Genomic DNA, 20,517 nt, shown 5'->3' on the forward strand with positions numbered 1-20,517 from the left:
TCTAAGCTGTCGCGCATGACCGAAACCGAGACTCCCTCGATCGCAACGGCCCTCCCCGACGAGGACCGCCTGGCCTTTCCCCCGACCTGGAACCGCTTCGTGCATCCGCGCCGGGGCGCCGCGAAGTCCCGCAAGATCAAGCTCGATCCCGAGGCCGGGCGCGAATTCCTCCACAAGCACGGCGAGAAGGTCCGCAAGCGCCTCGACCTGGAGGCCAACCGCGAGTTCACGGCCGCCGGGAGGTCGTTCCTCGGCGGGAGCGCCGACGTGCTCGGCGCGGCCGCGGTCATGGCGCTCGCCAAGCCCGGCGTCGGATCGGAGGTGCCGCCCGTGCGGCCGCTGTTCGACCTGGTCGCGACCGAGCACGGCCTGCCGTTCGCGGTCGCCGCGCTCACCGAAGCCCTCACGCTCCAACCCGAGCAGGTCGCGTCCCAGGGCCTCGGCCTGACCCGGCGCTCGCTGAAGGAGTACACCTGGTCGAAGTTCCTGAACTGCAAGGACATCCGCGACGTCCGCGCACTCTTGGCCGCCGCGTCCGACGCCGAGTACGCGGCGGTCGTGGCCGCGGTCGCCGAGCGCCGCACCGGCCCTGAGCTCCGCCTGTCGGCCAGCTTCCTCATGCAAGAGGAGGAGGAGTGGATGACCGAGGCGTGCGGGGAACTGACCGCCTCGCAGGTGAACGAGGCCTGCACGAGAATGCTCCTCGAAGTGGTCACCACTCGCGAGCAGTGCGAGGCGCTCGACGTGTCCACACTGCCGCTCTACTGGGTCTACACCGCCGATGTCGCCGACCTCGTGCACCGCCTCGGCGCCGCGGCGCAGCCCGTGGTCGAGCGCTATCTCAGCGGCTACTGCAGCACCGACGAGAAGAAGGCCCTCTTCCGGGCCCTCGCGTCGATGCCCAGCGCCGCCGCTCTCGAAACCCTCCTCGACCGGCTCGACGAACCCGCCGCCATCGGCTTCGCCATGGAGGTCGCCGCGAACTTCCCCAGGCGCGCATTGGAAGTGATCGCGCGCCGCCTGCCGGCCGCCGACCCCGACGACCGCAAGCGGTTCTCGACGCTGCTCTACGCCGACCCGGTCCTGCTCGACGCGGCCCTACCGCTCGCGGACGCCGCAACGCAGGCGGCGATCGCGACGCTCACCGCCGGCCACCAGACCGTCCCCGAGGCCCCGGACGAGGCCGTCCCCGCGCTGCTCGCCTCCCCGCCGTGGGCGGCCGAAGGCACCGAGCGGCCGGCGGTCGCCGTCAAGGGCCTCGAACCGGCCCCGATCAGCCGGATGCGCTGGGCCGCAGGCGAACACGAGGCCTGGCGCGATTGCCACAGCTACGATTTCAAGCGGTACCGCCGCAGCGAGGAGTGGAGCTCCACCCGCTGGGAGGACGAGACCCGCGAGTTCGACAAGATGCTCGCCCGCGACCAGGCGGTCATGCTCGCCTTCGCGCCCCCTGAAGTCGCCGCCGGACTCCTCCCGCGCTGGAAGACGGCGAACAACTACTTCAATCTCGAGGTCCTGCAGCGGATGCTCCTCAACCTCGGCCCCGAAGCGGCCCAGCAGGTGCTGGCCGCGACCGCGTACGACCACGACTACCGCCGCACCCTCCTGCTGCCCGTCGCGAACCTCACCGTCGCCCGGTACGCCGCCGATGCGCTCGTGCGACTGAAGACCTTGCGCGCCTTCGCGATCGAATGGCTCGACCGGCACGCCGCCGACGCCGCCGCGCTGCTCGTCCCCGACGCGCTCGGCAAGCCCAAGAAGCTCCGCGCCGCCGCCGAGGCCGCCCTCCGCTACCTCGCCGCCGAGCACGGCCCCGACCTGGTGCGCGCCGCCGCCGCGCAGTACGGCGACGAAGCGGCCGAGGCGATCGGCGCGCTCGTGGACATCGACCCGCTCACGCCCGTCGGCGTCCAGGTTCCCAAGCCGAGCGCGTGGGCCTCCCCGGTGGCCCTGCCGCAGGTGCTCCTCAAGGGCCGCGAGCACGCGCTGCCCCACGCCGCCGTCCGCAACGCCATCACCGTGCTCGCCCTCGGCACCCCCGAGTACGACTACCCGGGCGTCGCGGTCCTCGCCGAGACCTGCGACCCGATGTCCTTGACGCGCTTCTCGCTCGCGCTGTTCGAGCAGTGGCTCACCGCCGGGGCGCCCTCCGAGGACGGCTGGGCGCTGACGCAGCTCGCGCACTTCGGGGACGACGAGGCCGTGCGCCTCCTCCAGCCGCTCGTCGCGCGCTGGCCGGGGGAGAACCAGCACCAGCGGTCCGTCAAGGGCCTCAAGGTCCTCGGCGCGATCGGCAGCGAGACGGCGCTGCGGGCGATCAACCAGATCGCCGAGAAGGCCAAGTTCTCCGCCATCAAAGCCGAAGCGGGCGAGCAGATCAGGGCCATCGCCGCGAACCTCGGCCTCACCTCCGACCAGCTCGCCGACCGACTCGTGCCCGACTTCGGGCTGCGCGACGAGGCCGCGCTGGTGCTCGACTACGGGCCCCGCCAGTTCAAGGTCGGTTTCGACGAGGCATTGAAGCCGTTCGTCACCGACATGGACGGCAAGCCCCGTAAGAGCCTCCCCAAGCCCGGCGCGAAGGACGACGAGCTGCTCGCCGACGCCGCGTACCAGCGGTTCGCGGCCCTGCGCAAGGACCTCCGCAGCGTCGCCGCCGACCAGGTGAAGCGCCTCGAACGCGCCATGGTCCAGGGCCGCACCTGGACGCCCGCCGAGTTCGACGAGCACTTCGTGCAGCACCCGCTGGTGTGGCACCTCGCGCGCCGCCTGGTGTGGATCGCCGAAGCGGGCGGGGAGCGGACCGCGTTCCGCCTCGCGGAGGACAAGGGCTGCACCGACGTCAACGAGGACGAGTACGCGCTCCCCGCGAACGCCGCCGTGCGCCTCGCCCACCCCGCGATCATGGGCGCCGAAGTGGACGCGTGGGCCGAGATCCTCGCGGACTACGAGATCCTGCAGCCCTTCCCGCAGCTCGGCCGCCCCGTGCACGCCTTCACCGAGGAGGAGTTGCGCACCGGCCGCCTCGCCCGCTTCGAAGGCGCCTCCGTCCCGGTCGGCAAGCTCCTCGGGCTCACGAGCAAGGGCTGGGTGCGGTCCTCCCCGCAGGACGCCGGCATCGAACCGGGCATGGCCTGCACCGTGCCCGGTCTCGGCTACGTCGTGCTCGACCTCGATCCGGGCATCTGGATCGGCGCGATCGACGAATGCCCCGACCAGACACTGCGGACGGTCGTGCTCTCCGCGCAGGACCTCGACGGCTGGCGTGTGCCCAACGCGAAGACCGACAACGGGCCCGTCGACCCCGTCGCCGCCTCCGAGATCCTGACGGCCCTCGTGAGGGTCACCGGCCAGGAGTGACCCGAGCCCGGCCCGCCGCCTGTTCGAAGGCGGCGGGCCGGAGGCGTGTCGCACCCGCCTCTTATGCTCTGCATGACACTTCCGCCCCCAGGAAAGCAGGACATGTCCGATCACCTTGCGCCACAAGAGAAGCGACTCGACGTAACCGATGAGTCGCAGTCTCCCGGCCTCCCCGAGGCGGCGCTCGCGGACCTCCCGAAGGTGCTCGTCGCTCCGCCCTGGACCGAACCGCGCCGGAGCCGCCCGCCGCGCGAGATCCCCGGGCTCAAGGCCCCCGCCCCGCAGATCGTCGGCCGCCCCGGCGAGTTCGAGGACGCCATGGCCCTCGAACCCGACCTCGTCGAATGGGACCCCGACACCTACTGGGACGAGTTCGAACGCGACGACGCCTCCACCTACCGGCCCGGATGGAACCTCGCGGACGCCGTCCTCGCCCAGCTCGCCCGCCGCGGCCCCGCCATCGCGGACAAGGCCGTGGCCCACCTCCACGACTCCCCTTGGCACGCCCGCGCGCTCATGCCGATCCGCAGCACCCCCGCCGCCGCGGCCGCCGCCCACTGGTTCCTCCGCGTCGACGCCGGACGCGGCCCCGGCCTCGACTGGTTCGACCGCCACCGCCTCCACGCCGTGCCCCTCCTCGTCCCCGAGGCCTTCGGCCCCAAGGGGTACCAGCGCACCACCGCCCGCGGCGCCCTCCGGCTCCTCGCCTGGCGATACGGCCCCGAAGCCGTCATCCGCGCCGCCGAACCCCATGGGCCCGAAGCGGTCGCGGGTATGACCGCCGTCCTCGCCGACTACCCCGACCGGCCCCTCCTCAACAACCCCACCGCCGGTGCCATCCGCGACCAGGACGAACTCCCGCGCGTGCGCACCGCCGACCGCACCGCGATCCTGCCGCCCACCGCCGTCACGCACCTCATCGAAGTGCTCTCGCAGTGGACCCCGCGCACCCCCTACCCGGCCGTCGAGACCGTCGCCGCCGCCTGCGACGCCGACTCCCTCGCCCGCTTCTCCCTCGCGCTGGCCCAGCGCTACGGCTTCTCAGGGCAGCTCGCGCGCTTCGGCGGCGCCGAGGCCGCCGAACTGCTCGAAGCCGAGGTCAAGAAGACCGGCGCGCGCTACCTCGCGCAGACCGAGTTCGCCCTCGAGACCCTCGCGGCCTTCCCCGCCGACCTCGCCTTCCCCGTGCTGTACCGCATCTCCCGCGGCAAGCTCCACAAGACCGTGCGCGACCTCGCCGCCGCGAAGGCCGCCGACGTCGCGGCCCGAGCCGGGCACGACGTGGAGCCCCTCGCCGACGCGATCGCCCCCGCTCTCGGCCTCGAAGACCCCGCCGCGCTCACCCTCGACTTCGGCCCGCGCGCCTTCCACGTCAAGCCCGACGACCGGCTCAAACTGCGGATCGCCGACGACACCGGCAAGCTCCGCGCCCGCCTGCCGCGCCCCGGGGCCCGCGACGACGCCGCCACCGCCGAGGCCTCGATCGCCCGTTTCCGCAAGCTCGCCAAGGACCTCACCGCCGAACTCGCCTTCCAGAGCGACCGCCTCAAGGACGCGATGCTCACCAGCCGCGTCTGGGACACCCACGAGTTCGCGCACCTCACCGCCCACCCCGTGCTCGCCTCACTTGCCCGCGGCCTCCTCTGGATCGGCGAGACCACCGAAGGGCCCCAAGGCTTCCGACTCGCCGAAGACGGCAGCTTCGCGGACGTCGACGACAAGCCCCTCCACCTCGCCGACGGCGGCCGCGTCCGCCTCGCCCACCCCGCCCTCCTCGGCCCCGACCTGCCACTGTGGACCGAGTTGTTCGCGGACTACGAGATCCTGCAGCCCTTCCCACAGCTCAGCCGCCCCGCCCTCACGCTCACCGAGGAAGAGGCCCGCACCGGCGTCCTCGACCGCTTCTCCGGCGCCACCGCCACGTTCGGCGCCCTCAGCGAACTCCTCGACTGGCGGACCTTCCACTGGGGCGACGCGCGCCCCCAGTACGCCACGTACGAGTTCACCCACCTCTTCGCCCGCGCACTCCCGCGCGCGGCCCTGAACGCCGAGAGCGCCGCCGTCGTCGCCGACGCCCACCTCCTCGCCGAGATCGACCCCAGCCCCGACTACCGCGAACCCCACCCCGAAGGACGCCACCGCATCCTCTGGGTCTGGTTCTCGCCCACCAAGAACCGCCGCCGCGGCGTCCCCACGCTGCGCGGCGACGCCCTCGACCCCGTCCTCGTCGCCGAGATCCTCGCCGGCCTCGGCCGCGCCACCGGCATCCACCACTGAGCAGAAAGCCGCCATGACCACCGAAGACCTGAAGACCGCGCCGAAACTCCAGCGCCCGCCCGCCGAGCAGCGCTACGCGACCGAACTCGCGAAGCTCGCCGCCGAGGACGAGTCCCCCCGCCCGCCCGGGTGGGCCCTCAGCCTCCAGGCCGCCCGCACCTTCATCGTGGGCGACGACTCGCGCGGCATCAGCCGCAAGTTCGTGGGCGACCCCTCGCTCATCGACCGCGCGCTCGTCACCCTCGCCACCAACCGCGGGCTCATGCTCGTCGGCGAGCCCGGCACCGCCAAGTCCCTGCTCTCCGAACTCATCGCGGCCGCCGTCTCCGGCGACTCCACCCTGACCATCCAAGGCGGCGCCTCCACCACCGAGGACCAGATCGCCTACTCCTGGAACTACTCCCTGCTCGTCTCCGAGGGCCCCACCGAGCGCGCACTCGTGCCCGCGCCCCTCCTGCGCGGCATGTCCGAAGGCCGCGTCGTGCGCTTCGAGGAGATCACCCGCTGCCCCCTCGAAGTGCAGGACTCCCTGCTCTCGCCCCTCTCGGACCGCGTGCTCGCCATCCCCGAGCTCGAAGGCGACTCGATGGTCTTCGCCCGCGAGGGCTTCAACATCATCGCGACCGCCAACACCCGCGACCGCGGCGTGAACGAGATGAGCGCGGCCCTCAAGCGCCGCTTCAACTTCGAGACGGTCTTCCCGATCGCCGACTTCAAGACCGAGCTCGATCTCGTCGAAGCCGAGGCCTCCGCCGCGCTGGCCCGCTCGGGCGTGCCCGCGCCGCCCTCGCGCGACGTGCTCGAAGTGCTCGTGCGGGTCTTCCGCGACCTCCGCGTCGGCGACGCGAACTCGGGCCGCCCGCAGGCGGTCATGTCCACCGCCGAGGCCGTCTCGGTCGCGCACGCCGTGGGCATCAAGGCCTGGTACCTGCGCGGCGGCACCGCCGAGGCCGGGGACATCGTGGACTGCATGGCCGGCGCGGCCGCGAAGGACAACGCCGAGGACCTGGCGCGCCTGCGCCGCTACCTCGAGCAGAAGGCCCCCAAGCGCAAAGGCCCGCACTGGGAGTCGCTGTACCAGGCGCGGAACCTGCTGCCCGGATGATCGCCCGCCTTCACGTGCAGGGCGTGCGGCACCACTCGCCCGCCTGCGCCCGCCTCGTCGCCGAGCGGATCGAGGAGCTGCGGCCCGCCGCCGTGCTCATCGAGGGCCCGGCGGACTTCAACGAACGCCTCGGCGAGCTCGCCCTGGAGCACGAACTGCCCGTGGCGATCTACTCGTACGCGAGCACCGACCTGGCGGTGCGCCGCACGTGGGCGCCGATGTGCGACTACTCGCCCGAGTGGGTCGCGCTCACCGAGGGCCGCCGGGCCGGGGCGACGGTGCGGTTCATCGACCTCCCGGCCTGGCACGGGGCCTTCGAGGGCGTCGAGAACCGCTACTCGGACGCCGAACGGCGCTACACCGAGGCGACGGACCGGCTCTGCGCCGCGTTCGCCGTCGACAACGTGGACGCCCTGTGGGACCACCTCGTGGAGGTCGCGGACGCCGCGGGCCTCGCCGAACGGCTCGACCACTACTTCGACCTGGTGCGCGGCGAGGCCGACGCCGACGGCACGGACACGGCGCGCGAAGCGTATATGGCCCAATGGATCCGGGCCACGCTCGCCGAGGTCGACGGCCCCGTGCTCGTCGTCTGCGGCGGCTTCCACGCGCCCGCGCTGCGCCGCCTCGCCGAGGACGGCGACACCGCGTTCCCGGCGCTCCCGGAACCGCCCGAGGGCACCGAGACCGGCGGCTACCTCGTGCCGTACTCGTTCAAGCGGCTCGACGCGTTCGCCGGCTACCAGTCCGGGATGCCCTCGCCCGAGTACTACCAGCGTCTCTGGGAGGCCGGGCCCGAAGCGGCCGCGGCCACGCTCGTGCAGCGCATCACCGCCCGGCTGCGCCGCCGCGGCCTGCACGTCTCCACTTCGGACCTCATCGGCGCGCGCAGCCTCACCGAAGGCCTCGCGCGGCTGCGCGGCCACGCCCGGCCCGGCCGGACCGACCTCCTCGACGGCCTCGCGAGCGCGCTCATCAGCGACGACCTGGAGCAGCCGCTGCCGTGGACGCGGCGCGGTTCTCTCACGGCGGGAACGCATCCCGTCGTGGTCGAGATGACCGCCGCCCTCACCGGCGAGCGCGTGGGCAGCCTCCACCCGGACACGCCGCGCCCGCCGCTCGTGGACGACGCCGAGGCCGAGATGGCCCGGCTCGGCCTCGACGGCGACGGCCCGCTGCGCCTCGACCTCGCCAAACCCAAGGACCTCGAACGCAGCCGCGTCCTGCACTGCGCGCGGCTGCTGCGCCTGCCGGGCGTGCGCCGCGACTCCGGCCCCACGGCCGGCGCAGACGTAACCGCCGAGGAGCACTGGACGCTCACCGCGAGCGCCGACCGGCTCCCGGTGCTCATCGAGTCCGGGGCGCTCGGCGCGACCCTCGGGGACGCCGCCCAGACCGTCCTGGAGCAGCGCGCCGACACTGAGGCCGCCCTGGATGCCTTGGCCGCCTTGCTGTTCGACGCCGCGCTGTGCGGCCGGGCGCACCTGACCGACCGGCTCGGGGCCTCCGTCGAGTCCGCTGTGGACGACAGCGGCGACCTCGGCGAGGTCGGGCCCGCGCTTTCCACGGTGCTCGCCCTGTGGCGGCACGACCACCTCTTCGGCACGGCTGGCAGCGACCTGTACGCCGCCGTCGTCACCGCGTGCGCGAACCGCATCCTGTGGCTCGCCGAAGGCCTCCACGCCGGGCCCGGCCCGGCCGAGCAGGGCCGCCTCCACGCGATGCGCGCCCTGCGCGACGCCGTGCGCCACGCGCCCTCCCTCACCCCGCCCGCGTCCTCGGTCGCTGCTGCGGCGCAACGGATCGCGGTCGACGGCCAGGCTCCGCCGGACCTGCGCGGCGCGGCCCTCGGCCTCGCCTGGGCGCTCGGCGCGCCCGCGGACGCCGCCGAGGCCGCCGCAGGAGCGGCCGACCCCGACCGGCTCGGCGACTGGCTCTCCGGGCTCTTCGCCGTCGCCCGCGAGGAGGTCATCGCCGAAGAAGAAGGCGTCATCACGGCCGTGGACGAACTCGTGGCCGACCTCAACGACGACGAGTTCCTGGTCGCCCTGCCCGCGCTGCGGCAGGCGTTCGCGATGTTCCCGCCGCGCGAGCGGGGCCTCATCGCCGAACGCCTCGTCGCGGCCCGCGGCGGCGGCGACGCCCGCGAGATCACCCGCAAGCTCGCGGTCAGCCCCGTCGCCATGGCCGCCGCCATGGCCCTCGAAGCGCGCGTCGAGGCCGCCCTCGCCCGCGAAGACCTCGTATTCGGAGAGGAATCCTGATGGGGGACCAGCACGCCGACCTCGAACGGTGGCGGCTCATCCTCGGGCCCGCCGCCGAGAGCAGCACCGGCGGCCTCAGCGACGAGAACGCCGCCCGCGACGCCGCCCTCGACTGGCTCTACAGCCGCGACGACGACCTCGCCAAGCGCGGCGTGCGCCGCGGCGGCACCTACGGCGGCGACGGCCCGCGCGGCGCGGACGACTCGCCCTCCCAGCTCACCACCGTGGACTGGCTCGACGGCATCCACCGGCTCTTCCCGAAGGAGACCATCGAGCGCCTCGAACGGGACGCGGTCGAGCGGTACGAGATCCACGACGTGCTCACCAACCCCGATGTGCTCGAACGCATCGAGCCGAGCCCGTCGCTCCTCAAGGCCGTGCTGCGCACCAAGCACCTCATGAACCCGCAGGTGCTCGCCGCCGCCCGCCGCATCGTCGAGGAGGTCGTGCAGCGCCTCGTCGAGAAGCTCTCCGTGCAGGTGCGCACCGTCTTCACCGGCAGCCGCACCCGCAAACCGAGCTGGCACCGCCGCTCGCGCGACTTCGACCTCAAGCGCACGCTCCGCGCCAACCTCAAGCACTACCAGCCCGAGTCGCGGCGCGTCGCCATCGAGCGGCCCCAGTTCCATTCGCGCACTTCGAAACGGCTCGAGCAGTGGCAGCTCGTGCTGCTGGTCGACCAGTCCGGGTCCATGACCGGCTCGGTGATCCACTCGGCCGTCACCGCCGCGTGCCTCCACGCCCTCCCCGGCCTCAAGACCCACCTCATCGCCTTCGACACCGCCGTGGTCGACATGACCTCCGATGTGGACGACCCGGTGGAGCTGCTCATGAAGGTCCAGCTCGGCGGCGGCACGGACATCGCCCGAGCCGTCGAGTACGGCGCCGGGCTCATCGACAACCCGCGCCGCTCCATCGTGGCGCTCATCAGCGACTTCTACGAAGGCGGCAGCGAAGCCCGGCTCGTGCACCTCGTCAAGCAGCTCTGCGAGCAGGGCACCCAGGTGCTCGGCCTCGCCGCGCTCGACGAGGACGCCAACCCGATCTACGACCACGCCATGGCCGCCCGCCTCGCGGACGTCGGCGCGCACGTCGGTGCCATGACCCCCTCCCACCTGGTCGAATTCGTCGCGGAAAGGCTCGGCACGTGACCCCCAGGAACGATCTCCTCGCACTCACCCCGGACGCGCTGGCGGCCCTCGCCAACCGCGGGCTCGTCAAGCGCGCCGCCAAGGACCTCGACGCGGGCACCGCCCCGGCCCTGGACCTCGCCGCCGACGGCACCCTGACGGCGACCTTCCCCGACGGCGCGATCGCCGCGCTCCCGGCCGCGGGCGGCCTCGAAGCCGCCACCTGCACCTGCGGCGCGGCGGGCAAGTGCCGCCACCGCGTCGGGGCCGTCCTCGCCTACCAGCGCGAGAACCAAGCGCCCCAAGCGGACTCGCCCGAAGCCGAACCGGCAGCGCCCGAGCCCGTGTCGAGCCCCGCCGTCATCACCGACGACGAGCTCCGCGACACCCTCGGCCACCACGCCCTCAAGGCCGCCGAGCAGACCCGCCGCGCCGGCTACACCGCCCGCCTCACCTGGCCCGGCCCCGACCGGCCCGCGGCCGCCGAACTCCCTGCGGCGACCGTGAAGTTCCTCGTCCCGGGCCTCGGCTACGTCCACACCGACGCCACCGGCCCCGCCCGCGACACCGCGATCGTCCTCGCCGTCTGGGCCTTCCGCGCCGCCATCGAAAACACCACTGCGGACAGTGCCGAACCGGCGACGGTCAGCGTCGGCGGCGCGGCCGCCACCGACGGCCTCGACGAGGCTCTCACTCTCGCCCGCCGCGTCCTCCTCGACGGCGCTGTCGGCGCGGACGGCGTCCTCCGCGCCGCCCTCCAACGCGAATCGAAGGCCCTCACCCGCCGCCGCGCCCACTGGCCCGCCGGTGCCGTGGACGACCTCATCTACCAGCTCGAACGCTACGAGGACCGCTCGGCCGCCTACGATCCGCAGCGCCTCGCGGCCCTCCTCGCCGAACTCCCCGCCCGCGCCCGCGCCGCCCGGCACCCCGAAGGCACGCCCGCCGCGCAGGTCCTCGGCAGCGAGGAGGCCGACGCCACGCCGCTCACCCTGGTGCGCCTCACCGCCCTCGGCGCCCGCGTCGCCGCCGCAGGGGACACCCGCACCCTCGAGATCTACCTCGCCCAACCCGAGACCGGCATGGTCCTCGCCGTCCAACGCGACTGGCCCGCACCGGAGGACGGCGCCCTCACCGGCGCCGACCTCGCCTCCCGTCGCCTCGCCGGCTGCAAGATCGGCGCGCTCGCCTCGGGCAACACCGTCACCGAAGCCGCGTCCCGCACGGCCGCCCGCGCGCTCAAGCTCGGCACCGGCCGCCTCGCCAAGACCCAGGTCCTGCCGCTGGGCCTGGCCTGGCACGACCTCCCGGACTCCTTGCGCGCCACCAATCTCGACGCGCTCGCCGAAGAGCTCGCGGCCCGCCCGCCCGCGCTGGTGCGCCCTCGCGTCACCGCCGAGTCCCTGCGCGTCATCGCCGTCGAAGCGGTCGAGCTCTACGGCTACGACCCGGCCTCGCAGTGCCTCGAAGCGAGCGTCACCGCCCCGAAGGGCGGCACGGCACTGCTGCGCGTCCCGCACCGGTCCGCCGCGCCCGGCGCGCTCGAAGCCGCCGAGAAAGCGCTCCGCAAGGGCGTCACCGCCGTCGCCGGGCACGTCCACCGCCACCGCGGCGCGCTCATCGTCGAGCCGACCGCGCTCCTCACCGAGGACGGTCCGGTCGTGCCCGACTTCGCGCCCGGGGACGACTCGGCCGAGCTCGCCGCCGCCGAAGAGGCCGCCGGGACCGATCCCGTGTCCGCCGCGATCGAGGGTGCGCTCGTCGCGTGCGCCGATCTCGCGCACCAGGGCCTGCGTGGCGCGCGCGAGCCGTCCCGCCGCCGCGTCGAAGCCGCCGCGGCCGAACTCAAGCGCGTCGGACTTCTAAGGGCCGCAAGCGATTTCGTTCACCTGTCCAAAGCGTTGGCGGCCGAGGACGACGCCGCGAAATGCGACGCCTGGACCGCCGCCGCTGTCCGAATGCTGGTCACCGCTGAGCTACACTGATGCCCTGGGCAATCCCCAGCTCTTTACTCCAGCCACTCGTATCTCAGCCGGAGCATCAGTTCGGCGTTCGCGGAGTCGGCGATCATCATCGAAGCAATGAGGCTTGACCAATGATCGACCTGCAAGACCCGATCTTCATCGCCCACGAGGGCGGCAAACTGCGCACCTCCTCCACCGTCCCGCTCGAGAGCCGCGAGGACCTGTCCGTCGCGTACACGCCCGGCGTGGCCCGCGTCTGCGAGGCCATCGCCGCGGACGAGTCCCTGGCGCGCACCCACACCTGGCGCTCGAACCTCGTCGCCGTGGTCACCGACGGCACCGCCGTCCTCGGCCTCGGCGACATCGGCCCTGCCGCCTCACTGCCCGTCATGGAAGGCAAGGCCGCCCTGTTCCGCCAGTTCGCCGGCGTCGACGCCGTCCCGATCTGCCTGGACACCAAGGACCCCGACGAGATCGTGGCCGCCGTCGCGGCCATCGCGCCGTCCTTCGGCGGCATCAACCTGGAGGACATCGCCGCCCCGCGCTGCTTCGACATCGAGGACCGCCTCAAGGCCCTCCTCGACATCCCGGTGTTCCACGACGACCAGCACGGCACCGCCGTCGTCGTCCTCGCCGCCCTTACCAACGCCCTTCGCCTCCAGGACCGACGCGCCGAAGACCTCACCGTCGCCGTCGTCGGCGCGGGCGCGGCCGGCGTCGCGATCACCAAGATCCTGGGCGAGGCCGGTGTCGGCGACCTCATCGTCTGCGACTCCACCGGCATCATCCACGAAGGACGCGACCGCCTCAACCCGGTGAAGGCCCGCCTCGCCGAGGCCACCAACCGGTCCGGGCGCAGCGGCGGCGTCGCCGAAGCGCTCAAGGGCGCGGACGTGCTCGTCGGCGTCTCCGGCGGCACCGTCCCCGAATCGGCCCTGGAAGGCATGGCGGACAACGCGATCGTCTTCGCCCTCGCCAACCCGACGCCCGAGGTCGCGCCCGAGGTCGCCGCCAGGCACGCCGCGATCGTCGCGACCGGCCGCAGCGACTACCCGAACCAGATCAACAACGTCCTCGCGTTCCCCGGCATCTTCCGCGGCGCCCTCGACGCCGCCGCCCCGCAGATCACCGAGGCGATGAAACTCGCCGCGGCCCGCGCCATCGCGGACATCGCCGCCGAAGACCTCGCCGCCGACCGCATCGTCCCGTCCCCGCTCGACCCCCGGGTCGCGCCCGCGGTCGCCGCCGCCGTCGAGGCCGCCGCCTAGCGACGACGTGCAAGGGCGGCCCGGCGACACGCCGGGCCGCCCTTCCGTTTGCGAGGCAAGCCCTCACCGCGCTTTGCTGCCATACTGCGGAGACGGGGGCGACCACAGTGCTGCGCGAGAGGACCCCCGGTGACCCAGCCCCCCCAGAATGATCCGGGCAAACCCGCCAAGGACGACAGCCTCTTCACCCGCGTCTCCACCGCCATGCTCGCCGTCGTCGCCGTCCCCCTGCTGCTCCCCGCCGCCGAACCCTGGTTCCAGGGCCACCTCGTCCTGCGCATCGCCGTCGTCGCGATCCTCGTCCTGCCCTTCGTCTTCCTCAGCACCCGCCGCGCCATCCGCCGCAAAGGACGCCCCGAAGACCCCGCCGACCCCGTCCGCCTCGGCACCGCCGCCGACCGCCTCGCCACCGCCGTCCGCGACCAGTGGCACAGCGAGGCCACCCTCCTCAAACTCAACCGCGCCAAAGACCGCATCGACCTCGATTGGGAACCCGCCGCCGGACGCCGCGCCCCCGGCGGCCGCCGCAAGCGCACCCTCAACCAACTCCCCGGCCTCTTCGACGACCTCGCCGCGAACGGCGGCTCACCCCGCCTCGTGATCCTCGGCAGCCCCGAGAGCGGCAAGAGCGCCAGCCTCGTCCACCTCACCCTCGAACTGCTCAAGACCCGCGGACCCGGCGCCGAACGCGTCCCCGTCCTCTTCACCCTCGCCGACTGGAACACCCCCGACAGCTTCGAGGACTGGCTCATCGACCGCCTCACCGACCAGCACCCCTGGCTCACCGCCGAGGACTACGGCCCCGACCTCCCCGCCCTCCTCATCCGCGGCGGCTACATCCTCCCCGTCCTCGACTCCTTCGACGAGATCAGCGTCAAGGCCGCCGAACCCGATCCCGCCACCGACACCTCGCTCGAGATGCGCGAGCACCTCATCGCCTCCATCAACGAGACCGCCCTCGAACTCCCCGGCCTCATCCTCTCCTCCCGCATCGCCGAATACCTCGAAGCCGAAGGCCGCGGCGACGCCCTCGACGACGCCATCGCCATCGAACTCAAACCCCTCACCGCCAAGCAGATCCGCGCCTACCTCGAACGCGTCATCCCCGAATCCGCACGCGGCGAATGGAAACCCGTCGTCAACGCCCTCGGCGGCGGACCGTTCCGCCGCCGCAACCCCGCTCTCCTCGCCCTCGCCTCCCCGCTCGTCCTCTCCCTCACCATCGAGATCATCGCCAAGACCGACCTGAAACCCGCCGCCCTCACCGACCGCGACCGCTTCCCCGACGCCGAAGCCGTCACCGCCTACGTCCTGCGCAGATTCGCGCCCACCCGCTTCAAGCAGAGCCCCAGCAAGATCGAACGCGGCAAAGGCCGCCTCGCCCGCGGCGACGCCATGCACTGGCTCCAATACCTCGCCGAGCACACCCGCAACGGCGACACCTGGGACGCCATCCGCTGGTGGGAACTCTCCCTCCTCGCCCGCACCCCCACCCGCATCGCCGCCGGCGCCATCGGTTTCATCCTCAGCCTCGCCGCCGTCGGCCTCGGCGGCCGCATCGGCTTCGAACAGGCCGGACTCAGCCCCGCCCACGCCTGGCTCGTCGGCGGCCTCCTCGGCCTCCTCGCCGCCTGCCTCCTCGGCTACTTCTGCTACCGCAACCTCCCGCCGCTCCCCGCCGAGACCCAGGTCCGCACCGACGGCAAGCAGCTCATGGTCGCCCTCAAGAGCGGCGTGCCGATCTTCCTCTTCGCCACGGTCGCCGGCGTCGCCATGTTCGGCCCCGAACGCGGCCCCCTCATCGGCTTCGGCTTCGCCCTCCCCATCGGCTCCATGTACGCCCTCGTCACCCCCGACCCCGCCGCCCGAGCCACCAACCCGCGCCTGCTCCTGCGCCGCGATCTGCGCGTCGGCTACGTCTTCGGCACCGCCTACGCCATCCCCGCCTTCGTCGTCGGCTACGTCGTCACCGACCAGGTCTGGCTCAGTGCCGCCTTCGCCCTCTCCTGCGCCCTCGCGGGAGCGCTGCTCTACGGCGCCCAATGGGCCCTCGCCCTGCGCGGCGGCAAGGCCGGGGCCGTCGCCTTCGTCCACCTCGCGCTGGCGATCCTCGTGCTCGCGCCGAAGCACCACCTGCCGCGCCGGGTCATGCACCTGCTCGAGGAGGCCCACAAATGCGGCATCCTGCGGCGGCAGGCGGGCGGCACCTACGAGTTCCGCCACGCGAACATCGCCGCCGCCGTGGCCCGCTGGAGCGGCGACCGCGAACTCGAGCGGAGCTAGCCCTTCCACGTCCCGGTGTCGAACCGGAACGACCGGAGCCGTTGGCGCACATCGAGACCGGCGGTCGAAACGCCCAAGGCCCGCAGGTATGCCGTCGCGCGTTCGAGGCCGCGCGGTACGCGCGCGCCCTCGCGCGGGAACGGCAGGATCCGCGAGGCGACCGGTTCTGACGGCGTTTCCCGCAGCCCGCGCAGTTTCCGCTCGGCGGCCTCGCGCCACAGCGCCGCCCAACCTCCTTCGGGGCGAACGACGTCGGCCTCCGCGAGCCCGAGGTGCTCGGCCCACAGCCGCCGCCGCAGTCCCGCACCGAGATCACGGACGGCCGCGCCGTCCGTACCTTCGAAGTCGGCGATGGACAGGTCGACCTCGGTGGCGCGCACCAGCTCCGGGGCCTCGGGCCCGAACGCGCCGGTGAGCCGGCCGGCCCAGCGGACGGGGAGCGAGGCCCGGCGGCGGTGGTCGGAGGCGAGCGTCGAGAGGCCGTCCAAGTTCGCCGAACCCACGGTCACCCACCGGTCGTCCACGATCGCGACCTTCGAGTGGATGTGCGTGCGGATGATCGACCGGCCCTCGTGGCTCCAGGCCGTGTACACGCCGACCTGTTCGGCCGCACCGGCTCCGAGCGCGCCCGACCAGAGCCGTTCAAGCGCTTCGGCCTGCCAGCGCGGGTAGCCGGGGATGTCCGGGCGGCTGTTGAGGAGCGCGATCACCTGGAGGCGCGGGCGGAGGCGCAGCGCGGCGACGAGGTCGTCCACGATCGCGGTCGAGGTGAGGTACTGGTTCTCGAGGTAGACGAAGTCCTCGGCCTCGGCGAGGGCCTGCCGGTAGGACTCGAGGACGCCCGTCTCACCTTGGGGTGCTTCGGGAAAGCGGCCGCCGTGGAGGGTGCGCACCACCTGCACCGGGACCGCGCCGGTGGCCTCGTCGGGCTTGCGCTCGGGGAGGTCGGCGGGTCCGCAGTGGTCCCAGTGGAGCCGGAACACGGCGTCGAGGTCGGTGGCGGCGGGGCCGGTGACGCGGGCGGAGACGTCGTGGTTCGGGGCGAGTATCGAACTGCGCCAGCGGAGGTGCCCGCGGCGCGGGTCGTCCACGGCGTGTCCGGAATCGTCGAAGTACTCCTGGGCGAAGATCGAGCCGATGGAGTACGCGGTCGCGTCGTCGATGATGAAGAGCTTCGCGTGGATCGGGGCGGCCTGCGGTGTCGTGAAGCGCCGCAGGTGGATGCGCCCGGTGTCGTCGTGTCGCGCGAAGTACCGCTCAGCGACTCGGGCGGTGTTGGCGGGGGACCAGCGGGGCCGCACATCGTTGAGCAGCACGTCCACCGAGGCCCCGCGTCTCGCGGCGGTCAGGAGCGCGGTTTCGAGCCGGACGCCGCCCGGCGCGCCGGGGCGACCCTCGAGGTCTCCGGCGAAGCCCATTCGGACATGCGGCAGGTCGAGCATGAACAGCATGCAGCGCACGGAGGTCCGCGCGTTCTCGACGTCTTCGGCGAGGCGTCCCCAGGCGGCCTCGTTGTCGATCAGGAACTCGACGGTGTTGCCGCGGCTCGGGCGCGGCCCCTGTGCGACCGCCTCGGTCATGCCGTGGTCGTCCCGGGTGCCGCCCACAGGCCGCGGCAGCGCCAGGCGATGAAGGAGGCGATGGCCGCGGCGACGATCCCCCCGGCGAGGTCGGCCAGGTAGTGCTGGTGCACGAACACTGTGGACATGACCACGAGCGCACACCATGCGGTGCAGACGATTCCGGCGCGGCCGCCGAAGCGGAGCCAGTGGATCGCGAAGACCGTCGAGAACCCGGTGTGGAGGCTCGGGAAGGCGTTGTAGGGCTCGTCGTTGCCGTAGACGAGCCGCAGGCCGTCCCACAGGAGACCCGTGCCGAGCTCGTCGGGCCGGGGCACGTACGTCTGGGCCGTGAGGTAGACGGCATAGGCGATGAGCAGCAGCACGACCCCCGCGAGCAGGGTGCTCAGCAGCAGGTCGGCGGAGCGCAAGGCGAACACCAGGAAGGTGAGGACCGCGAGCGGGAACACGGACAGGTACGGGATGACGAACGCGGGCACGAGCGGGATGCGCTCGTCGAGGGGCGTGCGCAGCACCATGACCTCGGGGCCGTGGTTGAGCGCGCCGTAGCAGGCGGCCAGGCCGGCGAGGGCGGCCGCGAGGACCAGCGCGGCGATGATCTGGCGCCGGGTCCGGAGGGGGTGTGCGGTCATCCGTTCAGCTTGGCACAGGTCGGCCCGATCCGCCGGTTCCGGTTTCAGCCGAAGGGTTCCATCATGGCGGCGAGTGCGGCGACGGTGTCCCGTCCTTCCACTTGGGAGGCCCATTCCTTCGGCAGGGCCGCGTGGCCGTACGCGGCGCCGTAGAGGTTGCCGAGGATCGCGCCGGTGGAGTCGGAGTCGCCGCTGTGGCTCACGGACGCGGTGAGGCCCTTGCGCACGTCGTCGGTGCCGAGGAAGCAGTAGACGGCGATCGCCAGCGCCTCTTCGGCGATCCAGCCTTCCCCAAGGGGCGCACAGGTATTGGGCCCGGGCGTGACGTTCCCGGCGAGCCGGTAGGCGGCCTGGAGCGCGTCGGCGGTCTCGGAGGGGTCGATGCCGCTGCGCAGGTGCAGCATCGTCGCGGACACGGCCCGCTGCGGCGTCTCGCCGTTCATCAAGTGCGCCACGATCATCGCGAACGCGCCCGCCGAGGCCCCGGCGGTCGGGTGGCCGTGGGTGAGCGCCGAGCACCGTTCGGCCAGCACGAAGGCCGCGTGAGGTCCGAAGTGGAGCCCGAACGGCGCCGAGCGCATGACGGTGCCGCAGCCCTTCGAGTCCGGGTTGACGCCCGGCCGCGCGCCTTCGCGGAGCCCGGACAGGCAGGCGTTCCCCGGTGCGCGGCGCGCATAGAGCCACGGCTCGGCCGCGAGGCCCTGCGCGCCTGCAGGAGGGAGGTATTCCTTCTGTGTCGCATACCAACGCAGATAAGCGCTGCGGACCGACTCGTACTCGTCTCCCGCCGACGCCTCCAGCAGGCCCTCGGCGGTGAACAGGGTCATCTGGGTGTCGTCGGAGATCTGGTTGTAGCGCAGCTCGGTCACCCCGTCGGGCCCGAACGCGGCCTTGATGGAGTCCCAGTGGTCGAACTCGACCTGGTAGCCGAGGGCGTCGCCGACCGCCCCGCCGATGAGGCATCCGAGCACGCGGTCGTACCGCGAGAGCGCTTGAGTCACGCCGGGATTGTATGGCGTCCATGCCGTCACGGTCGCTCTCGGCAGCGGCCCCTTGGCGAAGTGACCGATAACATGCACAATACATCGACAAGTTTCGACCCCCTACATCAGAAACGGGAGGCGATGAAGCCTCCAGCCAGAACGAGAGCGGTGACCGTCGCGGCAGCGGCGCGTCGTTCCTCCTCCCCGGCTGGAAGCAAGCGCGAAGGGGCGGCGTCCCGGGACGCCTGGACCGCGTCGCGTGAGCCCCGCCACTCTCGTTTGCGTTCGAGCGCGCTCGAAGCCATAGCGTTCAGGCCATGCAGCACCTGACCTGGATCATCACCGGAACCACCCGCGGCCTCGGCCGCTCCATCGCCGCCGCCGCGCTCGCGGACGGCCACAACGTGGTCGCGGCGGTCCGCGACCCGGCCCGCATGGCCGACCTCGCCGCCGCCCACCCCGACCGTTTCGCCGCCGTCGCTTACGACGCCACCGACTCCAGCGCCGCCGCCGGCCTCGTGCAGGCCGCACTGGAGCGCTTCGGCCGCATCGACGTCCTCGTCAACAACGCGGGCCGCGCCGTCGTCGGCGCCGTCGAGGAGGTCGACGACGCCCAGCTCCGCGACCTCATGGACCTCCACCTCTTCGGCCCCGCCTCGCTCGTCCGCGCCGCCCTCCCGGCCATGCGCGCCCAAGGCAGCGGCACCATCGTCCAGATGAGCAGCCAGGGCGGCCGCATCTCCTTCCCGGGCGTCTCGGCCTACTCCGCGTCGAAGTTCGCGCTCGAAGGCTGGTCCGAATCCCTTGCGGGCGAAGTGGCCCCGTTCGGCATCCGCGTGATGATCGTCGAACCGAGCCGCTTCCGCACCGGCTTCCACGGCTCGCTCGAGTTCACCGCGACCGCCGACGCCTACGGCGACAACCTCGCCGCCCTCCGCGCGGACATGGCCGGCGTCGACGGCCGCCAGGAAGGCGACCCCGACAAGGCCGCCCGCATCATCGCCGACCTCGTGAACGGCGACGAGCTCCCGCTGCGCCTCCCGCTCGGCGCCGAGGCGATCGAGCGCCTGGGCAACGCCCACCGCGACGGCCTCGCCGAGATCGAACGCCTCGCCGACCTCGCCCGCAGCGCCGACTTCGAGGGTGTGGCGCCCTCGGCCCGCCCGGTCTAGGTTTGCGGCATGGCCACCGACGAACTCCTGACGCGAGCGCTCGAGCTCATCGGCGACGACCCGGTGTCGGTCGAGGCGATCCACCGCCTCACCGACACGGCCGTCACCGCCGAGTCCATGACGATCGCCGAGGTCGCCGACCTGCTCGACATCACCGCCCACACGCTCCGCTACTACGAGCGCGAAGGCCTCGTCGAGGTCGGCCGGGACAGTCTCGGCCACCGCGTCTACGACGCCGCGGCCGTCCGCCGCCTCGTGTTCCTCACACGGATGCGCTTGTCCGGCATGCCGATGCGCGACCTCCAGCACTACATCTCGCTCGTCGACGAAGGAGACGGCACCGTCCCCGAACGCCTCGACATGCTCATCGAGCACCGCGACACCATCCGCCGCCGCATCCGCGAACTCACGCTCTCCCTCGCCGCCACCGAGTTCAAGATCGCCACCTACGGCGGCACCGCGGCGCCGGACTCCATGGACTGAAACGCCGAGCGGCCCC

13 protein-coding genes are annotated in these 20,517 nt (G+C 72.8%); 10 read left to right on the top strand and 3 right to left on the bottom strand.

Annotated features, from left to right (window positions below; all coding sequences use genetic code 11):
- Positions 1 to 15: 15 nt before the first annotated feature.
- The 8 genes from O2L01_RS24530 (at position 16) to O2L01_RS24565 (ending at position 15,651) form a co-directional block, all read left to right on the top strand.
- A complete protein-coding gene (locus O2L01_RS24530; protein WP_270124684.1) occupies positions 16 to 3,360 on the top strand; it encodes a DUF4132 domain-containing protein in 3,345 nt (1,114 codons plus the stop codon).
- A 102-nt stretch (positions 3,361 to 3,462) separates the two neighbouring features.
- A complete protein-coding gene (locus O2L01_RS24535; RefSeq protein WP_270124685.1) occupies positions 3,463 to 5,637 on the top strand; it encodes a DUF4132 domain-containing protein in 2,175 nt (724 codons plus the stop codon).
- 13 nt (positions 5,638 to 5,650) lie between these two features.
- On the top strand, positions 5,651 to 6,742 hold the full coding sequence (locus O2L01_RS24540) for an ATP-binding protein (RefSeq protein ID WP_270124686.1): 1,092 nt from the start codon (positions 5,651 to 5,653) through the stop codon (positions 6,740 to 6,742).
- Positions 6,739 to 9,006 (top strand): DUF5682 family protein, encoded by a 2,268-nt coding sequence (locus O2L01_RS24545; protein ID WP_270124687.1) that lies wholly within the window; start codon positions 6,739 to 6,741, stop codon positions 9,004 to 9,006. The genes O2L01_RS24540 and O2L01_RS24545 overlap by 4 nt, the downstream gene beginning before the upstream one ends.
- The gene (locus O2L01_RS24550) at positions 9,006 to 10,157 is read left to right on the top strand and encodes a VWA domain-containing protein (protein ID WP_270124688.1); all 1,152 of its coding nucleotides are present in this window, start codon (positions 9,006 to 9,008) and stop codon (positions 10,155 to 10,157) included. The genes O2L01_RS24545 and O2L01_RS24550 overlap by 1 nt, the downstream gene beginning before the upstream one ends.
- Positions 10,154 to 12,121, top strand: a complete 1,968-nt coding sequence (locus O2L01_RS24555) for a hypothetical protein (RefSeq protein WP_270124689.1) — start codon at positions 10,154 to 10,156, stop codon at positions 12,119 to 12,121. The genes O2L01_RS24550 and O2L01_RS24555 overlap by 4 nt, the downstream gene beginning before the upstream one ends.
- 110 nt (positions 12,122 to 12,231) lie before the next feature.
- Positions 12,232 to 13,368, top strand: a complete 1,137-nt coding sequence (locus O2L01_RS24560) for an NAD(P)-dependent malic enzyme (RefSeq protein WP_270124690.1) — start codon at positions 12,232 to 12,234, stop codon at positions 13,366 to 13,368.
- Between the two features lie 129 nt (positions 13,369 to 13,497).
- A complete protein-coding gene (locus O2L01_RS24565) occupies positions 13,498 to 15,651 on the top strand; it encodes an NACHT domain-containing protein (protein WP_270124691.1) in 2,154 nt (717 codons plus the stop codon).
- Here the strand turns inward: O2L01_RS24565 and O2L01_RS24570 are convergent.
- Genes O2L01_RS24570 through O2L01_RS24580 form a run of 3 tightly spaced genes read right to left on the bottom strand, consistent with a single transcriptional unit; the run spans position 15,648 to position 18,864 of the window.
- Positions 15,648 to 17,231: a phospholipase D-like domain-containing protein gene (locus O2L01_RS24570; protein WP_270124692.1), complete on the bottom strand. Its 1,584-nt coding sequence runs from the start codon at positions 17,229 to 17,231 to the stop codon at positions 15,648 to 15,650. The genes O2L01_RS24565 and O2L01_RS24570 overlap by 4 nt on opposite strands.
- Positions 17,228 to 17,863 carry a phosphatase PAP2 family protein gene (locus tag O2L01_RS24575; protein ID WP_270124693.1) on the bottom strand — a complete coding sequence of 212 codons (636 nt, stop codon included), beginning with the start codon at positions 17,861 to 17,863 and terminating at the stop codon, positions 17,228 to 17,230. The genes O2L01_RS24570 and O2L01_RS24575 overlap by 4 nt, the downstream gene beginning before the upstream one ends.
- Positions 17,864 to 17,907: 44 nt before the next feature.
- Positions 17,908 to 18,864 (bottom strand): ADP-ribosylglycohydrolase family protein, encoded by a 957-nt coding sequence (locus O2L01_RS24580; RefSeq protein WP_270124694.1) that lies wholly within the window; start codon positions 18,862 to 18,864, stop codon positions 17,908 to 17,910.
- Between the two features lie 299 nt (positions 18,865 to 19,163).
- Between O2L01_RS24580 and O2L01_RS24585 the strand changes: the two genes are divergently transcribed.
- Both O2L01_RS24585 and O2L01_RS24590 read left to right on the top strand, forming a co-directional pair.
- Positions 19,164 to 20,018, top strand: coding sequence for an SDR family oxidoreductase (locus O2L01_RS24585; RefSeq protein ID WP_270124695.1), 855 nt, complete (start codon positions 19,164 to 19,166; stop codon positions 20,016 to 20,018).
- A 9-nt stretch (positions 20,019 to 20,027) separates the two neighbouring features.
- Positions 20,028 to 20,501, top strand: a complete 474-nt coding sequence (locus tag O2L01_RS24590; protein WP_270124696.1) for a MerR family transcriptional regulator — start codon at positions 20,028 to 20,030, stop codon at positions 20,499 to 20,501.
- Positions 20,502 to 20,517: the final 16 nt, after the last annotated feature.

Origin of the sequence: Glycomyces lechevalierae (assembly GCF_027622945.1) — a bacterium.
Lineage (GTDB): Bacteria > Actinomycetota > Actinomycetes > Mycobacteriales > Micromonosporaceae > Glycomyces > Glycomyces rutgersensis.